13 protein-coding genes are annotated in these 15,337 nt (G+C 63.4%); 7 read left to right on the plus strand and 6 right to left on the minus strand.

Going from position 1 to position 15,337, the window contains the following annotated elements; translation table 11 throughout:
- Positions 1–22 precede the first annotated feature (22 nt).
- Complete coding sequence (locus tag B0G74_RS25090) at positions 23–814, plus strand: PhnD/SsuA/transferrin family substrate-binding protein (protein ID WP_132377546.1); 792 nt, start codon at positions 23–25, stop codon at positions 812–814.
- A gap of 16 nt (positions 815–830) precedes the next feature.
- On the opposite strand, the gene B0G74_RS25095 is transcribed toward B0G74_RS25090, so the two are convergent.
- The 4 genes from B0G74_RS25095 to B0G74_RS25110 all read right to left on the minus strand — a co-directional run bounded on the left by B0G74_RS25095 (position 831) and on the right by B0G74_RS25110 (position 6,743).
- Positions 831–2,885 carry an acetyl/propionyl/methylcrotonyl-CoA carboxylase subunit alpha gene (locus tag B0G74_RS25095; RefSeq protein WP_132377547.1) on the minus strand — a complete coding sequence of 685 codons (2,055 nt, stop codon included), beginning with the start codon at positions 2,883–2,885 and terminating at the stop codon, positions 831–833.
- Between the two features lie 80 nt (positions 2,886–2,965).
- Positions 2,966–3,751: an enoyl-CoA hydratase/isomerase family protein gene (locus B0G74_RS25100; RefSeq protein ID WP_132377548.1), complete on the minus strand. Its 786-nt coding sequence runs from the start codon at positions 3,749–3,751 to the stop codon at positions 2,966–2,968.
- A 31-nt stretch (positions 3,752–3,782) separates the two neighbouring features.
- The gene (locus B0G74_RS25105; protein ID WP_132377549.1) at positions 3,783–5,390 is read right to left on the minus strand and encodes a carboxyl transferase domain-containing protein; all 1,608 of its coding nucleotides are present in this window, start codon (positions 5,388–5,390) and stop codon (positions 3,783–3,785) included.
- Positions 5,391–5,561: 171 nt separating this feature from the next.
- Positions 5,562–6,743 (minus strand): isovaleryl-CoA dehydrogenase, encoded by a 1,182-nt coding sequence (locus B0G74_RS25110; RefSeq protein ID WP_132377550.1) that lies wholly within the window; start codon positions 6,741–6,743, stop codon positions 5,562–5,564.
- Positions 6,744–7,041: 298 nt separating this feature from the next.
- Here B0G74_RS25110 and B0G74_RS25115 point away from each other — a divergent pair, with 298 nt between their 5' ends.
- From B0G74_RS25115 to B0G74_RS25125, 3 genes are all read left to right on the plus strand, one after another.
- On the plus strand, positions 7,042–7,788 hold the full coding sequence (locus B0G74_RS25115) for a TetR/AcrR family transcriptional regulator (RefSeq protein WP_132377551.1): 747 nt from the start codon (positions 7,042–7,044) through the stop codon (positions 7,786–7,788).
- Positions 7,789–7,881: 93 nt separating this feature from the next.
- A complete protein-coding gene (locus B0G74_RS25120; protein ID WP_132377552.1) occupies positions 7,882–8,724 on the plus strand; it encodes a DUF72 domain-containing protein in 843 nt (280 codons plus the stop codon).
- Between the two features lie 127 nt (positions 8,725–8,851).
- Complete coding sequence (locus tag B0G74_RS25125) at positions 8,852–9,970, plus strand: 3-deoxy-7-phosphoheptulonate synthase (RefSeq protein ID WP_132377553.1); 1,119 nt, start codon at positions 8,852–8,854, stop codon at positions 9,968–9,970.
- Positions 9,971–10,171: 201 nt separating this feature from the next.
- On the opposite strand, the gene B0G74_RS25130 is transcribed toward B0G74_RS25125, so the two are convergent.
- On the minus strand, positions 10,172–10,450 hold the full coding sequence (locus tag B0G74_RS25130) for an HU family DNA-binding protein (RefSeq protein ID WP_006049832.1): 279 nt from the start codon (positions 10,448–10,450) through the stop codon (positions 10,172–10,174).
- 350 nt (positions 10,451–10,800) lie between these two features.
- Here B0G74_RS25130 and B0G74_RS25135 point away from each other — a divergent pair, with 350 nt between their 5' ends.
- Together B0G74_RS25135 and B0G74_RS25140 are read left to right on the plus strand one after the other, a co-directional pair.
- Positions 10,801–11,184 carry a hypothetical protein gene (locus B0G74_RS25135; RefSeq protein ID WP_132377554.1) on the plus strand — a complete coding sequence of 128 codons (384 nt, stop codon included), beginning with the start codon at positions 10,801–10,803 and terminating at the stop codon, positions 11,182–11,184.
- Between the two features lie 185 nt (positions 11,185–11,369).
- Positions 11,370–13,343 carry an EAL domain-containing protein gene (locus tag B0G74_RS25140; protein ID WP_132377555.1) on the plus strand — a complete coding sequence of 658 codons (1,974 nt, stop codon included), beginning with the start codon at positions 11,370–11,372 and terminating at the stop codon, positions 13,341–13,343.
- 85 nt (positions 13,344–13,428) lie between these two features.
- On the opposite strand, the gene B0G74_RS25145 is transcribed toward B0G74_RS25140, so the two are convergent.
- Entirely contained in the window at positions 13,429–14,160 is a 732-nt protein-coding gene (locus B0G74_RS25145; protein WP_132377556.1) for a DUF899 family protein, read from the minus strand.
- A 235-nt stretch (positions 14,161–14,395) separates the two neighbouring features.
- Here B0G74_RS25145 and B0G74_RS25150 point away from each other — a divergent pair, with 235 nt between their 5' ends.
- The gene (locus B0G74_RS25150; RefSeq protein ID WP_132377557.1) at positions 14,396–15,334 is read left to right on the plus strand and encodes a LysR substrate-binding domain-containing protein; all 939 of its coding nucleotides are present in this window, start codon (positions 14,396–14,398) and stop codon (positions 15,332–15,334) included.
- The last annotated feature ends 3 nt before the right edge of the window (positions 15,335–15,337 follow it).

Consider the following 15,337-nt stretch of genomic DNA (forward strand, 5'->3'; position numbering starts at 1 on the left):
GCAGGTATGCCAGAATCGCATCATGACCTGGATCGCCGCCCTGCCGATGTATAACGTCACGCCCGCGCTCGACCTCGAGTGGCGCGAGTGGCTCGCCGACGTGCTGCGCATGGTCAAGCCCGCGTGCCGCATTGTCGAACCGGACGAGGAATTGCACGGCTTCTGGCGGCGCCCCAATCTGCTGATCTCGCAGACTTGCGGCTATCCGTTGATGCACGGCTTGCACGAACAGGTTCAACTGATCGCGACGCCGCGCTTCGACGCGCCGGGCTGCGAGGGGGCGCATTATTCGAGTGTGCTGGTGACGCGCGCGGACGCGCAGTTCGACACGCTCGCAGCCTGCCGCGGCGCACGCGCCGCCTACAACCAGGACGATTCGAATAGCGGCATGAACGTGTTTCGCCACGCCGTGGCGCCGCTTTCGAGCGGCGGCATGTTCTTCAGCTCAGTGTTGCGAACCGGCTCGCATCTCGGCTCGCTGCGCGCGGTGGCGGAAAATCGCGCGGACGTCGCCGCGATCGATTGCGTGACCTTCGCTTTCGTGTGTGACGAAATGCCGGAACTGGCCCGCCAGGTTCGCCGGATCGGCACGACTGCGCCGTCGCCGGGCTTGCCTTTGATCGCCTCCGACACGGTGCCCTCGGCGACGATCGAGGCATTGCGCGAAGCGCTGAACGAGGCGCTCGCCAATCAGCCCGAGCGCGCGAAACGCCTGCGTTTGCAGGGCTTTTCCGTGTTGCCGCCCTCGGACTACGAACGCATCGAGCAGCTCGAAAACGAAGCGCGCGCCGTCGGCTATACGCGCCTCGCCTGAGGCCTGAGCCGCCGATTCATTGCTGCTGCACGTCCAGCACCAGAAGCTGCGCGCCGTCGGCAACCTGATCGCCGACCGCATACAGCACCTCCGACACCGTACCGGCCGCCGGCGCACCGATGGTGTGCTCCATCTTCATCGCTTCCATCACGATCAGCGGCGTGCCCTTCTCCACCACGGCGCCCGGCTCGACCAGCACCGCGATCACCTTGCCGGGCATCGGCGCAGTCAAACGGCCTTCGCCGCCTTCGGCGTCCGCGGCGTGCGCAAGCAGGTTCTGCCACTCGAACGAGAGCGCTTCGCCGAGGCAGAACACGTGGAACGTATCGACGTCGACGAACACGCGGCCCGTTGCGCGCGCGTCGCGGATCGTCGCGCGGAATTCATGCGGACCGCTGCCGTCCGACCAGCTGAAATCCTCGCGCACGCCGTCGTGTTCGAGCGTTTGCGTGTTGCCATCGCGCGCGAACGTGACGGTGAAGGTGCCTTCGCTATCGTTAGCCGTGCTACCGCTGTCCAGATCGCGCCAGCCGAGCGTCTGCGTATAGCCGCTATTCAGGCGCCAGTGCGACAGCGCATCCCACGGCGACGCGCCGTGCGCCGTGCCGCCCTCGCGCTTGAGCAACGCCGCGCACGCCAGCGCCAACGCTTCCTTGAACGGCTTCTTGCGCGGCGCGAACAGCGCGTCGTGATGACGTTCGATCAGGCCCGTATCGAGATCGCCCGTTGCAAACGGCTCGCTCGCGACGATGCTTTGCAGGAACTCGACATTGGTATGCGGGCCGACCACCTCGCATGCATGCAGCGCACGGCTCAGACGCGCAAGCGCCTCCTCGCGCGTGGCGCCGTGCACGATCAGCTTGGCGATCATCGGATCGTAGAACGGCGTGATGGTGTCGCCTTCACGCACACCGCTGTCGATACGCACCGGCGCCTTGCGTCCGGGCTCGCCGAGACCCGCCGCGTCGATGGCGAACTCCACGCCATCCGGCATCCGCAGATGCTTGAGCGTGCCCGTCGACGGCAGGAAGCCGCGCGCCGGATGTTCGGCGTAGATGCGCGCTTCGATCGCATGACCATCGATTTTCAGCTGGGCCTGCGTAAGCGGCAGCGGTTCATCGGCGGCGACGCGCAGTTGCCATTCCACCAGGTCCTGGCCGGTCACCATCTCCGTGACCGGATGCTCGACCTGCAGACGCGTGTTCATTTCCATGAAGTAGAAGTCGCCCGTGCCGGTCATGATGAACTCGACCGTGCCCGCGCCGACATAATTCACCGCACGCGCGGCCGCCACCGCCGCCTCGCCCATTTCGCGCTTGATTTCACCGGACAATCCGGGCGCGGGCGCTTCTTCCAGCACTTTCTGATGGCGCCGCTGCACCGAGCAATCGCGATCGAACAGATAGACCGCGCCGCCGTGCCGGTCCGCGAACACCTGCACTTCCACGTGACGCGGCCGCGTCAAGTACTTTTCGATCAGCACGCGATCGTTGCCGAAGCTGCTTGCCGCTTCCCGCTTGCATGAAGCCAGCGCCGCCGCGAAATCCTCGCTGCGTTCGACCACGCGCATGCCCTTGCCGCCGCCACCCGCGCTGGCTTTGAGCAGCACCGGATAGCCGATCGCATCCGCCTCGCGATGCAGCAGTTGCGGATCCTGATCGTCGCCGTGATAACCCGGCACGAGCGGCACGGCGGCCGCATGCATCAGTGCCTTCGCGGCGGCCTTCGAACCCATCGCGGCGATGGCCTCGACCGGCGGCCCGATGAAGACGATGCCGGCCGCTTCGCAAGCATGCGCGAAGTCTTCGTTCTCCGACAGGAAGCCGTAGCCCGGATGCACCGCCTGCGCGCCAGTGGCGCGCGCGGCTTCGATAATGCGCTCGACGCGCAGATAGCTTTGCGCGGCTGTCGAGCCGCCGATGTGCACCGCCTCATCGCACGCGGCCACATGTTTCGCGTTGGCGTCCGCATCCGAATAGACGGCCACGCTCGCAATGCCGAGCCGCTTGCAGGTCGCGGCGACGCGGCACGCAATCTCGCCCCGGTTGGCAATCAGGATCTTGTTGAACATGAAGTGTCTCGATGAAGTGTGCCGTTTTTTCGGGGCTGTTGTTCTGGTCAAGGCGCGGCGCGCGCCCTGGAATGTGTGCTTCAGTTGCGCCAGGCGGGCGTGCGTTTCTCGAGGAACGACGCGACGCCTTCGCGCCCTTCCGCGCCGGCACGCGTGCGCGCGATACGCGCCGCCGTGTCCTCGATCATCGCAGCGTTCAACTCATGGCCCGCGATGTCCTGCACGAGCTGCTTGCACGCGCGCACCGCTTGCGGACCGTTCGCGCAGAGCGTCCCGGCAATCTGTTGGATAGTGGCGTCGAGTTGCTCCATGCTCACCGCTTCGCTGACGAGCCCGAGGCGCAACGCCGTCGCGCAATCGAATTGCTCGGCGGTGGTGAAATAGCGGCGCGATGCCTGCTCGCCCAGCGCGCGAATCACGTACGGCGCGATGGTGGCCGGAATCAGACCGAGGCGCGCCTCCGAGAGGCAGAAGCGCGCGCTGTCGACAGCCACCACGATGTCGCACGCCGAGATCAAACCCATGCCGCCCGCGTACGCGTCGCCGTTGACGCGCGCGATCACCGGTTTGTTGCAGCGATAGATCGACGACAGCATGTTCGCGAGCAGCATCGCGTCGGCGCGGTTCTCGTCGTCCGAGTAGCCGGCCATCTTCTTCATCCAGTTCAGGTCCGCGCCCGCGCAGAACGCCTTGCCGTTCGCGGCGAGCACCACCGCGCGCACGTCGTCGCGATCGTTGAGCGCCGTGAAGACCGCGGTCACTTCGGCGATCATCGTTTCGTTGAACGCGTTGCGCACGTCCGGACGATTCAACGTGACCGTCGCGACCTGTCCGGCGAATTCGACATTCAGTGTTTCGTATTGCATCGTCGCTGCTCCCGCGCTTCGTCGCGCATCGTCACATTCTGAACACGCCGAAACGCGTGTCTTCGATCGGCGCGTTCATCGCGGCGGACAAGCCGAGACCGAGCACGTCGCGCGTTTGCGCCGGATCGATCACGCCGTCGTCCCACAGGCGCGCGCTCGCGTAGTACGGGTGGCCCTGATGTTCGTATTGATCGCGGATCGGCTGCTTGAACGCCTCTTCTTCTTCAGTGCTCCACGAGCCGCCCTTGCCTTCGATGCCGTCGCGCTTGACGGTGGCCAGCACCGACGCCGCCTGCTCGCCGCCCATCACCGAGATGCGCGCGTTCGGCCACATCCACAGGAAACGCGGCGAATATGCGCGGCCGCACATGCCGTAATTGCCCGCGCCGAACGACCCGCCGATGATCACCGTGAACTTCGGCACCTTGGCCGTAGCCACCGCCGTCACCATCTTCGCGCCGTTACGCGCGATGCCTTCGTTTTCGTATTTGCGGCCCACCATGAAGCCGGTAATGTTCTGCAGGAACACGAGCGGAATCTTGCGCTGACAGCACAGTTCGATGAAGTGCGCACCTTTGAGCGCGGACTCCGAAAACAGAATGCCGTTGTTCGCGATGATGCCGACCGGATGCCCCCAGATATGCGCGAAGCCGGTGACGAGCGTGGTGCCGTAGCGCGCCTTGAATTCGTCGAATGCCGAGTCGTCGACGATCCGCGCGATCACCTCGCGGATATCGAACGGCTTGCGGGTATCCACGGGAATCACACCGTACATGCTTTTCACGTCGTAGCGCGGCGGCTTCGGTTCCTGCAAGGCGACCGGCACCTGCTTGCCGCGATTCAGATTACCGACGATGCTGCGCGCAATCCCCAGCGCATGCGCGTCGTTCTGCGCGAGATGATCGACCACGCCCGACAGACGCGTATGCACGTCGCCGCCGCCGAGATCTTCGGCGCTCACCACTTCACCGGTGGCGGCTTTCACGAGCGGCGGACCGCCGAGGAAAATCGTCCCCTGATTCTTGACGATGATCGACTCGTCGCTCATGGCCGGCACGTAGGCGCCGCCCGCGGTACACGAACCCATCACGACGGCAATCTGCGGAATGCCCGCTGCGGACAGATTCGCCTGATTGTAGAAGATGCGGCCGAAGTGATCGCGGTCCGGAAACACGTCGTCCTGGTTCGGCAGATTCGCGCCGCCCGAGTCGACCAGATACACACACGGCAGGTGATTTTCAGCGGCAATTTCCTGCGCCCGCACGTGTTTTTTCACGGTGACCGGATAGTAGGTGCCGCCCTTGACGGTTGCGTCGTTGCAGACGATCACGCACTCCTGCCCGGCGATCCGGCCAATGCCGGTGATCACGCCCGCGCCCGGCGCATCGTTGTGATACATGCCGTAGGCTGCGAGTTGCGAGAACTCGAGAAACGGTGTGCCCGGATCGAGCAGCTTCTCGATGCGATCGCGCGGCAGCAGTTTGCCGCGGCCCGTGTGTTTGTCGCGCGCCGCCTGACCGCCGCCCAGCGCGAGCTTCTCGACCTTCGCGCGAAGGTCGGCGACCAGCGCTTCGAGCGCCGTCGCGTTGGCGCGGAAGTCGTCCGAGCGCGGATTCAGCTTTGATTCGATGATCGGCATTACGGGCTTCTCCTGTCGATCGGAGTGAGTGCTTCAGCACTCACTCCGATCCCATGCAAGGTAATTGCTTTCGCCGCTTCTTTGTAGGCTTTGCGCTGACACGCAGCGTGACGCGCCGTACGATGTATGGTGCGCTGCGAAGTGCACTAAGTGCACTTAGTGCACAACCGCTCAGGCCGTTTCGGCGAACAGTTCGCGGCCGATCAGCATGCGGCGGATCTCGCTGGTACCGGCGCCGATTTCATAGAGCTTCGCGTCGCGCCACAAACGGCCGACCGGATACTCGTTGATATAGCCATTGCCGCCGAGAATCTGGATAGCCTCGCCGGCCATCCACGTCGCTTTTTCCGCGGTGTAGAGAATCACGCCCGCGCAGTCTTTGCGCACCTGGCGCACATGCTCCTTGCCGAGCGTGTCGAGTTGACGACCCACCGCATAGAGATACGCGCGGCACGCCTGCAACGTCGTGTAGAGGTCCGCGACCTTGCCTTGAATGAGCTGAAATTCGCCGATCGGCTGACCGAACTGCTTACGGTCGTGGATATACGGCACGACCGCGTCCATGACCGCGACCATGATGCCGGTCGGGCCGCCTGCGAGCACGGCGCGTTCGTAGTCGAGGCCGCTCATCAGCACCTTCGCGCCGCCGTTCAACTGGCCGAGAATGTTTTCTTCCGGCACTTCCACGTCCTGGAACACCAGTTCGCCGGTATGCGAGCCGCGCATGCCGAGCTTGTCGAGTTTCTGCGCAACGGAAAATCCCTTCATGCCCTTCTCGACGATAAACGCGGTAATGCCGCGCGAATTCGCTTCGGGATCGGTCTTGGCATAGACGACCAGCGTGTCGCAATCCGGGCCATTGGTGATCCACATCTTCGTGCCGTTGAGCACGTAGTGGTCGCCCTTCTTCTCCGCGCGCAGCTTCATGCTGACCACATCCGAACCCGCGTTCGGCTCGCTCATGGCGAGTGCGCCGATATGTTCGCCCGACACGAGCTTGGGCAGATACTTCTGTTTTTGCGCTTCCGTGCCGTTGCGATGAATCTGGTTGACGCACAGATTCGAATGCGCGCCGTACGAGAGACCGACCGACGCCGACGCGCGCGAGATTTCCTCCATGGCGATCATGTGCGCCGTATAGCCCATGTTCGCGCCGCCGTATTCCTCCGAGACCGTCATGCCGAGCACGCCCAGATCGCCGAACTTGCGCCACAGGTCCATGGGAAACTGATCCGTGCGATCGATTTCCGCGGCACGCGGGGCGATTTCTTTGGCAGCGAATCCCGCGATGCTGTCGCGCAGCATTTCGATTTCTTCGCCGAGCGGGAATTGCAAACCGGGCAGGTTGCTCATTGCTGTGTCTCCAGAGTTCGTTGGCGGCCGGCCTTGGGTGGGCGCAGGCTGGTCCGGTTGCGGCTCGGCGGACGGCGGCGGCCTTGTGGGCCGCCCCTGTCGTCCCGCACGAGGCGCGAAACGTTCAAGGCGCATTTCACGCTAGATTTACGTAAGCGTCAATAGGTATTTTTGAGTGTTACTCAGAAACTGAAGCGACCGCCTACAACATCGCTGTGACGTGATAGCATCGCAGTCATCGGACTTATTCCACACCTTTACGAGCCGAATTCGCCTCGCAAATCTGAACTGGACTCATATGACGGTTGCCACGAAGGCCGAGTTACCCGCCTCGCGCCGCCAGCCGGCCGGGCGCAAGTCGCAGCAGCGCGTGAAGGAGATCCTTCAGGCGGGGCGCGACGTGTTCTCCGAAAAGGGCTACGAGCGCGCGACAACGGCCGAAATCGCGCAGCGCCTCGGCATTTCCGAGGCGACCGTGTTCAGCTATTTCCGCGGCAAACGCGAGCTGTGCGCGCGGGTGATCGGCGACTGGTACGACGAGATCATCGACGCGATCGAATCCGGCTTGCCGCGCGACGGCAATGTGCGCCAGCAGTTCGCGTTCATCGTGCGCACGCATTTGCGGCTGATGCTGGTGAACGGCACTGATCTGTGCGCGCTGGTGTTATCCGAAGGTCGGGCCCGGCATCATGAGCTGAGCGAGGCGCTCACGGAGTTGCAGCGCCGCTATACCGCGCCGTTGATGCGCGTACTGGCACAAGGCCAGGAAAGCGGGCAGATTCGCGCCGACATGCCACTGCGCCTGTTGCGCTCGATGGTGTTCGGGCCGATGGAGCACGTGCTCTGGGACGCCACGCTCGCGAACCGGCATATCGATATCGATGCGACCGCGGATCAGCTCATCGACGTCTTGTGGGCCGCGCTGACGCCGCCGGATCTGGCGGTGAGCGCATTGCAGCAGTTCAGAGTGGAAGTGGCGGAGGCGAACCGGCGGTTCGAAGAGGCGGCGCGCGGTGCAACGGATATGTCTCGCGGCAACGAATAGCGGGCGCATTTCCTGCGTTTGCCTCACTTCTGTTCTTCGGCGAAAAAACGGCTAATCTACTGCTTCCCGGTCGAAGTCAGATGGAGACGCCAAGTGCCGAAAGAATCAGCCGCAAAGATCGCCAAGCCAGCCAAGACCTCGAACATCCGCATCGGCATAGGCGGCTGGACCTACGCGCCCTGGCGCGGCACCTTCTACCCCTCCGACCTCACACAAAGCCGCGAACTCGAATACGCGAGCAAGAACCTCACATCGATCGAAATCAACGGCACGTTTTACGGATTGCAAAAACCGGCGAGCTACGAGAAGTGGTACCAGGAAACGCCGGACGATTTCGTCTTTTCGCTGAAGGCGCCGCGCTACGCGACCAACAGAAAAGTCCTCGCCGATGCGGGCGAAACGATCGAACGCTTCTTCGGCAGCGGCGTGCTATTGCTCAAGCAGAAGCTCGGCCCGGTCAACTGGCAATTCGCGCCCACCAAAAAATTCGACAAGGAAGACTTCGAAGCCTTTCTGAAGCTACTGCCGGCCAGTATCGAAGGCCAGAAGCTCAGGCATGCGATCGAAGTCCGCAACGACACCTTCAAGACGCCGGACTTCATCGCGCTCGCCCGCAAATACAAAGTCGCCGTGGTACTGGCGGGCGACAGCGAATACCCGCAGATCGCGGACATCACCGCGCCATTCGTGTACGCCCGCATCATGGGCACGACCGACAAACAGGCCAAAGGCTATTCGAGCAAGGCGCTCGACACGTGGGCCGAACGCGCGCGGCAATTGGCGGCAGGCACGACACCGGACGACCTGGAAACCTCGGCAGAAGCACCCGCGAAATCGGCCACACGCGCAGCCGCACGCGACGTCTATCTCTACGTGATCAGCGGCTTCAAGGAACGCAATCCGGCGGCCGCCATGGCGCTGATCAAACGTCTCTGACACGCGGCGCCCGGCCGCATCGCGCGAGTGTCATAATCCCGGCAGCGAAGACAAGCACGATCAACGCAACCACACTCATGCAGTCAGGCCGCGAGGCCACTTCATCACCAAGGTCCGGGAGAATATTTTGAGCGCCATCGACAATCCTTTGCACGATCAGGAAGTCGGCTCGGCCGACGCCACGCAGGACACCACGCGCATCGACGACGTTCGGATCGGCGCGGTCCGTCCACTGATTTCCCCTGCGCTGTTGCAGGACGAGTTGCCGGTGCCGCCTTCGGTGCAGACGCTGGTCGAGAAAACCCGCACGGAAATCGCCGATATTCTGCATGGCCGTGACGACCGGCTCGTGATGATCGTCGGGCCGTGTTCGATTCATGACCACGATCAGGCAATCGAATACGCACACAAACTGAAGGTCGCCGCCGACACCTACAAGGACGACCTCCTGATCGTGATGCGGGTCTACTTCGAGAAGCCGCGCACCACGGTCGGCTGGAAAGGCTATATCAACGACCCGCGTCTGGACGGCAGTTTCCGCATCAACGAAGGTCTGCGTCTTGCACGGCAACTGCTGCTCGACATCAACGGTCTCGGCTTGTCCACGGCCACCGAATTTCTCGACCTGCTGAGCCCGCAGTACATTGCCGACCTGATCGCGTGGGGCGCCATCGGCGCGCGCACGACGGAGAGCCAGAGCCATCGTCAACTGGCGTCAGGCCTGAGCTGCCCGATCGGTTTCAAGAACGGCACCGACGGCGGCGTGCAGATCGCCGCGGACGCGATCGTCGCCGCGCGCGCGAGCCACGCGTTCATGGGCATGACGAAAATGGGCATGGCCGCGATCTTCGAAACGCGCGGCAACGACGACGCGCACGTGATCCTGCGCGGCGGCAAGAAAGGGCCGAACTACGACAGCGCGTCGGTGGAAGCCACCTGCGTGGCGCTTAAATCAGCGGGTTTGCGCGAGCAGGTCATGGTCGACTGTTCGCATGCGAACTCGGGCAAGTCGCACTTGCGTCAACTGGAGGTGGTGCAGGATCTGGCGCAGCAGTTGTCGCAGCGCGAGTGCCGCATCATCGGCGTCATGCTGGAAAGTCATCTGGAAGAAGGCCGTCAGGATCTGAAGCCAGGCGTGCCGTTGCGTCACGGCGTTTCGATCACGGATGCCTGCGTCAGTTGGGCGCAGACCGAGCCGGCGCTCGAGACGCTCGCCGAAGCCACCCGCAAACGTCGCGCCGGCTAAGCGCGAGCCGGGACGCAAGCGCTGAGTCGGGCACCCCCCCAGGAAGCCCCTTGGGGAGAGCACAAAAACACACGCGCCGCACCAGCCGCCGATCGATCCACCTTACCGGGGTTGGGCAGCGCGTGATTCCTCACGCCCGATGCATCGCTCGCCGCGCGCCAATTTGGCGCGTGTGGATGCTCCGGCGTGAAGCGCGTTGCATTAAGACGCGTTGACGGCTTCCTTGAACGCCTTGCCAGCGGTGAATTTCACCGTCTTGGCAGCCGCGATCTGGATCTCGGCACCCGTCGACGGATTGCGGCCCACGCGTGCTGCGCGCGCGCCAGTCGAGAAAGAACCGAAACCGACCAGTTGCACCGTATCACCACCCACCACGGCTTTGGTCACCGCTTCGACGATCGCGTCGATGGTTTGGCCGGTGGCCGCTTTGCTTTCGCCCGTCGCTGCGGCGACTGCATCAATCAGTTCCTGTTTGTTCATAGCACTTCCCGTATGGTAATCATGGAACCGGCGCCACATCTGTTGCGCCGGGACCGACACACTAACGCATAGGCGCGGGTTCGCGCAAACCTTGGGTGTAAGCCTTGTATCACCCGCCCACAGGGAATTTGACGATTTTTTCCTGCAAAGTGCCATAAGAATCGCGCGCTTACACGTTTCTTCGGCTCGACACGGCTTTTTGCGTTATCACAATCCGTTGCAATTTCAGTGCTTTAGCGCGTCCCAAACCGCCACCAGCGGGCTTTTTTACTATGTTATGGTGGATCGCAGAAAGTCGGAATTTGTCAGGCGCGGCGTCCGGTAAATAAAGAATCCGGGAGGAATAAAAAATGAAATTTCGCCATATTGCAACATGTGCGCTGCTCGCCGCGACGTCCTGGGCGGCCCTCGCAGCCGACGACAAAAGCTGCGCCACGCTCGTCGGCACGGCAAATTCACCCGCTCCGCAGAGCTTTCAGGTACGTGACGGCGAGCCGGTCGACCTCGTCAGCGGCACTGGAACCGTGCACGGCAAGCTGCTGGTTTTCGGCGACAGCGGGGTTTTCCGGGCCTATTGGCAGCCCGAGAACAGCCCGGAGAAGTATGTGCTGGCGAATGCCGGCATGAATACCGTGCGGCTCGTCTCTACGCCGCCACAAGGCACGCCGGCACAGAACGGCCAACCCGGCACGACGCTCACGCCGCAACGCGTGCTCTCCTGTCCGGTGCTTTGATGCGACGAGTCTGTCACTTCGGCCGTTCGAGCGCGGCACAAATGACCCGTCACGCATCGTAAGCAGGTCGTACTTACCGCTTGTTCGCGAGGCAATCGATTTCTATCTGACACGCCCTCAAGGTCTCACCCGTCCTGCCGATATACAAAGCTGCGTGTGCTGCGCAAACGTTTAAAGGAACGGGGATGGTTCTGTTAGCCAAATTGAGGGATGCGCTGTCGGTCGCGGAACGCGACCCCGAGCTCGTGCGTTCGCAGCTCGAAGCATTCAGCTACCAGGTCCCGCTTCTCTATTTCATTCTGCTCGTCAATACGGCGGCCGTCGCCATCACGCACATCAGCTGCGCGCCGGCATGGTTGTCGATCTACTTTCCCGCGACGCTGTGCACCCTGTGCATCATCCGTTGCATACGATGGTGGCGTCTTCGGCACCGCCCCCTGACTCTCGACAAGGCGGTGTCCGAACTGCGCAAGCTGACCTGGCTTGCCGGCCTCTTCGCCGTCGCATTCAGCAGCTGGTCGTTGCTGCTCTTTCCCTACGGCACCGCGTACGAACAGACGCAGGTCGCGTTTTACATGGCGACGACGCTGGTCGGCTGCGTGTTCTGCCTGATGCACTTGCGCGCGGCTGCCATGCTGTTGCTGTCGATCGTCATCCTAAGCTTTTCGACCTTTCTGGTTTTCACCGGCTATCCGGTTTTCATTGCGATGGCCGTCGACATGACGTTGGTCGGCGTCGCGCTTGCCTTCATCATTCAGCTATATTGCCGGACCTTTGCCGACGTCGTGCACGCGCAGCGCGAGTTGCAGGCGAGCCAGCAAAAAACGCAGCGCCTCAGCGACGACAACTTCCGGCTCGCGAGCATCGACAGTCTGACGGACCTGCCCAACCGGCGCAGTTTCTTCGCCTCGCTGCGCGCGCTATCCGAGCAGGCGCTCGGCACCGGTAGCGGCTTCAATGTTGGGCTGATCGATCTCGACGGCTTCAAACAGGTCAACGATATCTACGGCCACGCCTGCGGGGACCTCGTTCTTCAGGAAGTCGGCTCGCGTTTGCTGGCGCTCGCCGAGCCCGGCATTTTCTTCGCGCGCCTCGGTGGCGACGAGTTCGGCGTGCTCGCGCAGCACAAACTGGCGAACGAGACGCTCGTCGAATTGGGCGAGCGCATCTGCGAGGCGCTCGGTCAGCCCTATCGAGTTGCCGGCAACGTCGCCGAGTTGTCGGGCACGATCGGCTGGGCCGCGTTCCCCGAAGCCGGCACGACGGTGGCCCAAGTGTTCGAACGCGCCGACGCGGCACTATACGTGGGCAAGGAAAGCCGGCGCGGCACGCCGGTCATCTTCTCCACCGAACATGAAACGCGCATCCGGCGTTCGAGTCTCGTGACCCAGGAACTCCGCCATGCGGACCTCGAGTCGGAACTGTTTCTGGAGTTCCAGCCGATTTACGACGTCGTCACGCAATGCACCCTGGGTCTGGAAGCGCTCGGGCGCTGGCACAACGCACGGCTCGGCGCGGTCAGGCCGGAAGAATTCATTCGGATTGCCGAGCGTACCGAACTGATTCTGCGCATCACGGAAGTGCTGCTGCACAAAGCGCTCGACGAAGCGGCGCGCTGGCCGTCCGAGCTTTATCTGTCGTTCAATCTGTCGGCGATCGATATCTGCACGTCGGCGCGCGCCCGACGGCTGATCGATATCGTCATGGCAAGCGGCGTGCCGCCGCACCGCGTGTCGTTCGAAATCACCGAGACCGCCGTGACGCGTGATTTCGAACAGGCCCGCTGTTCGCTCACCATGATCAAGAAAGCCGGCTGCCGCGTGTCGCTCGACGACTTCGGCACCGGCTATTCGAGCCTCAGCTATGTGCATCGCCTGCCCTTCGACACGATCAAGATCGACCGCAGCTTCATGACGGACGTGGATACCAATAGCGCGTCGAAGAAGATCGTCAAGTCGGTGCTCGACCTGTGCCGCAACCTTGGGCTCGAATGCGTGGTGGAAGGACTCGAGACGGCATCGCAAGTCGAGGTCGTCAAGGCGCTAGGCGCACGCGCGGTGCAGGGTTATCTGTTTAGCCGGCCGATGCGGGCAAGCGCGATCGCCGCGTATTTGCAGACGGCGCGCGGGCACGATTTTGCGACTGAGGTCCAGCCGTAGTCCTATCGTTTCGCGACACGGTGCGGTGCTGAACCCGCTTCACCGTCGCGCGGCCAGGCGCCACCTGACCGCCCTCATCAGCGCGCTAACGTGCCGCGGTATCGTATTCCAGCTTCGGATACCAGTCCGTGCCACGGCCACCGGGCGTCATGTCGAGCACGGTCCAGATCGGCATCACGTCCGGGGCGCCGCGTGGATCCTGTCCGGGGTCCGCAGTCGACGGCCCCATCTCCTCCGCCCAGAAGTGCCGCACCGTGTCGCCCGAGCGCGTAAACACGTTGAACGCGGGATTGTCGTCGCCCGCCGGATCTTCCGCCGCGTAATCGCGATTGAAGGTGTTGCCGCCCGATGAGTACAGCCGCAGATGCCGCCAGCCCCGCTCCTTCTTGAACGCAACCAGCTTCTCGATCGGCGAGCGGCCGATCACCGCGAACGCGACGCGCTGCAGGATGTCGGGCATTTCGCCGTCGTATGCACTCAAAAGCGAGGTGCACATCGGACACGGCCGGGCGCGCTGCGGGCCGAACATCCAGTTGTAGGTGACGAGCGTGTCATGCTCGCCGAACATCTCCGATAGCTTCACAGGGCCGGCTTCGCCCATGAACAGGTAATCCTCGGGCAGGACGCCGCCGGCCGGCAGCGCGCGGCGCTGGGCGGCAACCCGTTCGATATGGCGGCGCAATTCGATTTCCTCGGCGAGCAGGTCGTTGCGCGCGCGCCGATAGTCGGCGCTTTCGCCGGGAAAGCGGCTCGGCGTGTCGGCCGCTAGTTGGCGGGCCGGCTTCAACGTTTGTGCGGATGCGGATACGTCAGTCATCAGCCATCTCCTCTTACGGAACAAGGATAAAGGGCGCGAGCAGCGCGCCGCGAACGCGGCCGCGTTCTCGTCCTCTATATAGCCACGACGAACCGCGCGGCGGCAAATCGACAGCATCGGCAAAATTTTTTTGGCGATGCTCAGGCGCACCCTGACGGCAACCCAAAGCGCCCGGCAAGGTATCCTTGAGCGCAACAGCACGCGCGCCGAGGCGCGCCGTCCATGGGGATGCAACATGCCGCTTCGTCTGCCACCGCTGCCGGCGCTTCGTTTCTTTGAAGCGGCCGGCAGGCATCAGAGTTTCAAACTTGCCGCCGCGGAACTGAATGTCACGCCGAGCGCGATCAGCCACGGCATTGTCGGACTGGAACAGGCGCTCGGCGTCGAACTGTTCGTGCGCGAGCCGCGCGGCATCTCGCTCACGGCGAGCGGCGCGGATTACTTGTCATACGTCTCCGAAGCGTTTTCGCTGATCGCCATCGGCACGCAGCGCCTGCCGAATCACCGCGCGGATCGGCCAATCGCGCTGAGTTGCGCGCCGACCTTCGCGTCGCGCTGGCTGCTGCCGCGCCTCGCCGGCTTTCGTGCGCGCTGGCCGAATGTGAACGTGAGCGTGGACACATCGCACCGTCAAGTCGGTTTTCCCGTCGACGGTTTCGACTTCGCGATCCGCATGAGCCGTGCGCCGGTTGCAGGCACCGCGTGGACGCGGCTGTTCGGTGAGCGCCTCGTTCCCGTGTGCAGCCCCGCGCATCTGGCGGATCTGCGCGACGAGCACGGCAACGCGGACCTGCGTCGCGCGACGCTCATTCACGTGAACGCCGCCAGCGAGGACTGGCAGGCGTGGCTGGATGCGACCGGCGCCGAAGGCGTCCAGACCACCGCAGGCCTGCGCGTCGACACGATCCAGCTCGCCTTTGAAGCCGCGGCAATGGGCCTCGGCGTCGCGCTCGGCAGACGGCCGCTGGTGGATCGGGATATCGACAGCGGCGTGCTCGTGGAGGCTTATCCGGCAACGATCGCGTCCACCACGGCCTACTGGTTGGTGAGCGCGGAGAACGCGGACCGCCGGCCGGAGCTTTTCGATTTCAAACGCTGGCTGGTGAGCGAGGCCGAGCAGTTCGACGCGCACACCGACGTTGCCGGCCAGGCACTGCAGAACGCCACCACCTAAACC

Origin of the sequence: Paraburkholderia sp. BL9I2N2 (assembly GCF_004339745.1) — a bacterium.
Classification (GTDB): domain Bacteria; phylum Pseudomonadota; class Gammaproteobacteria; order Burkholderiales; family Burkholderiaceae; genus Paraburkholderia.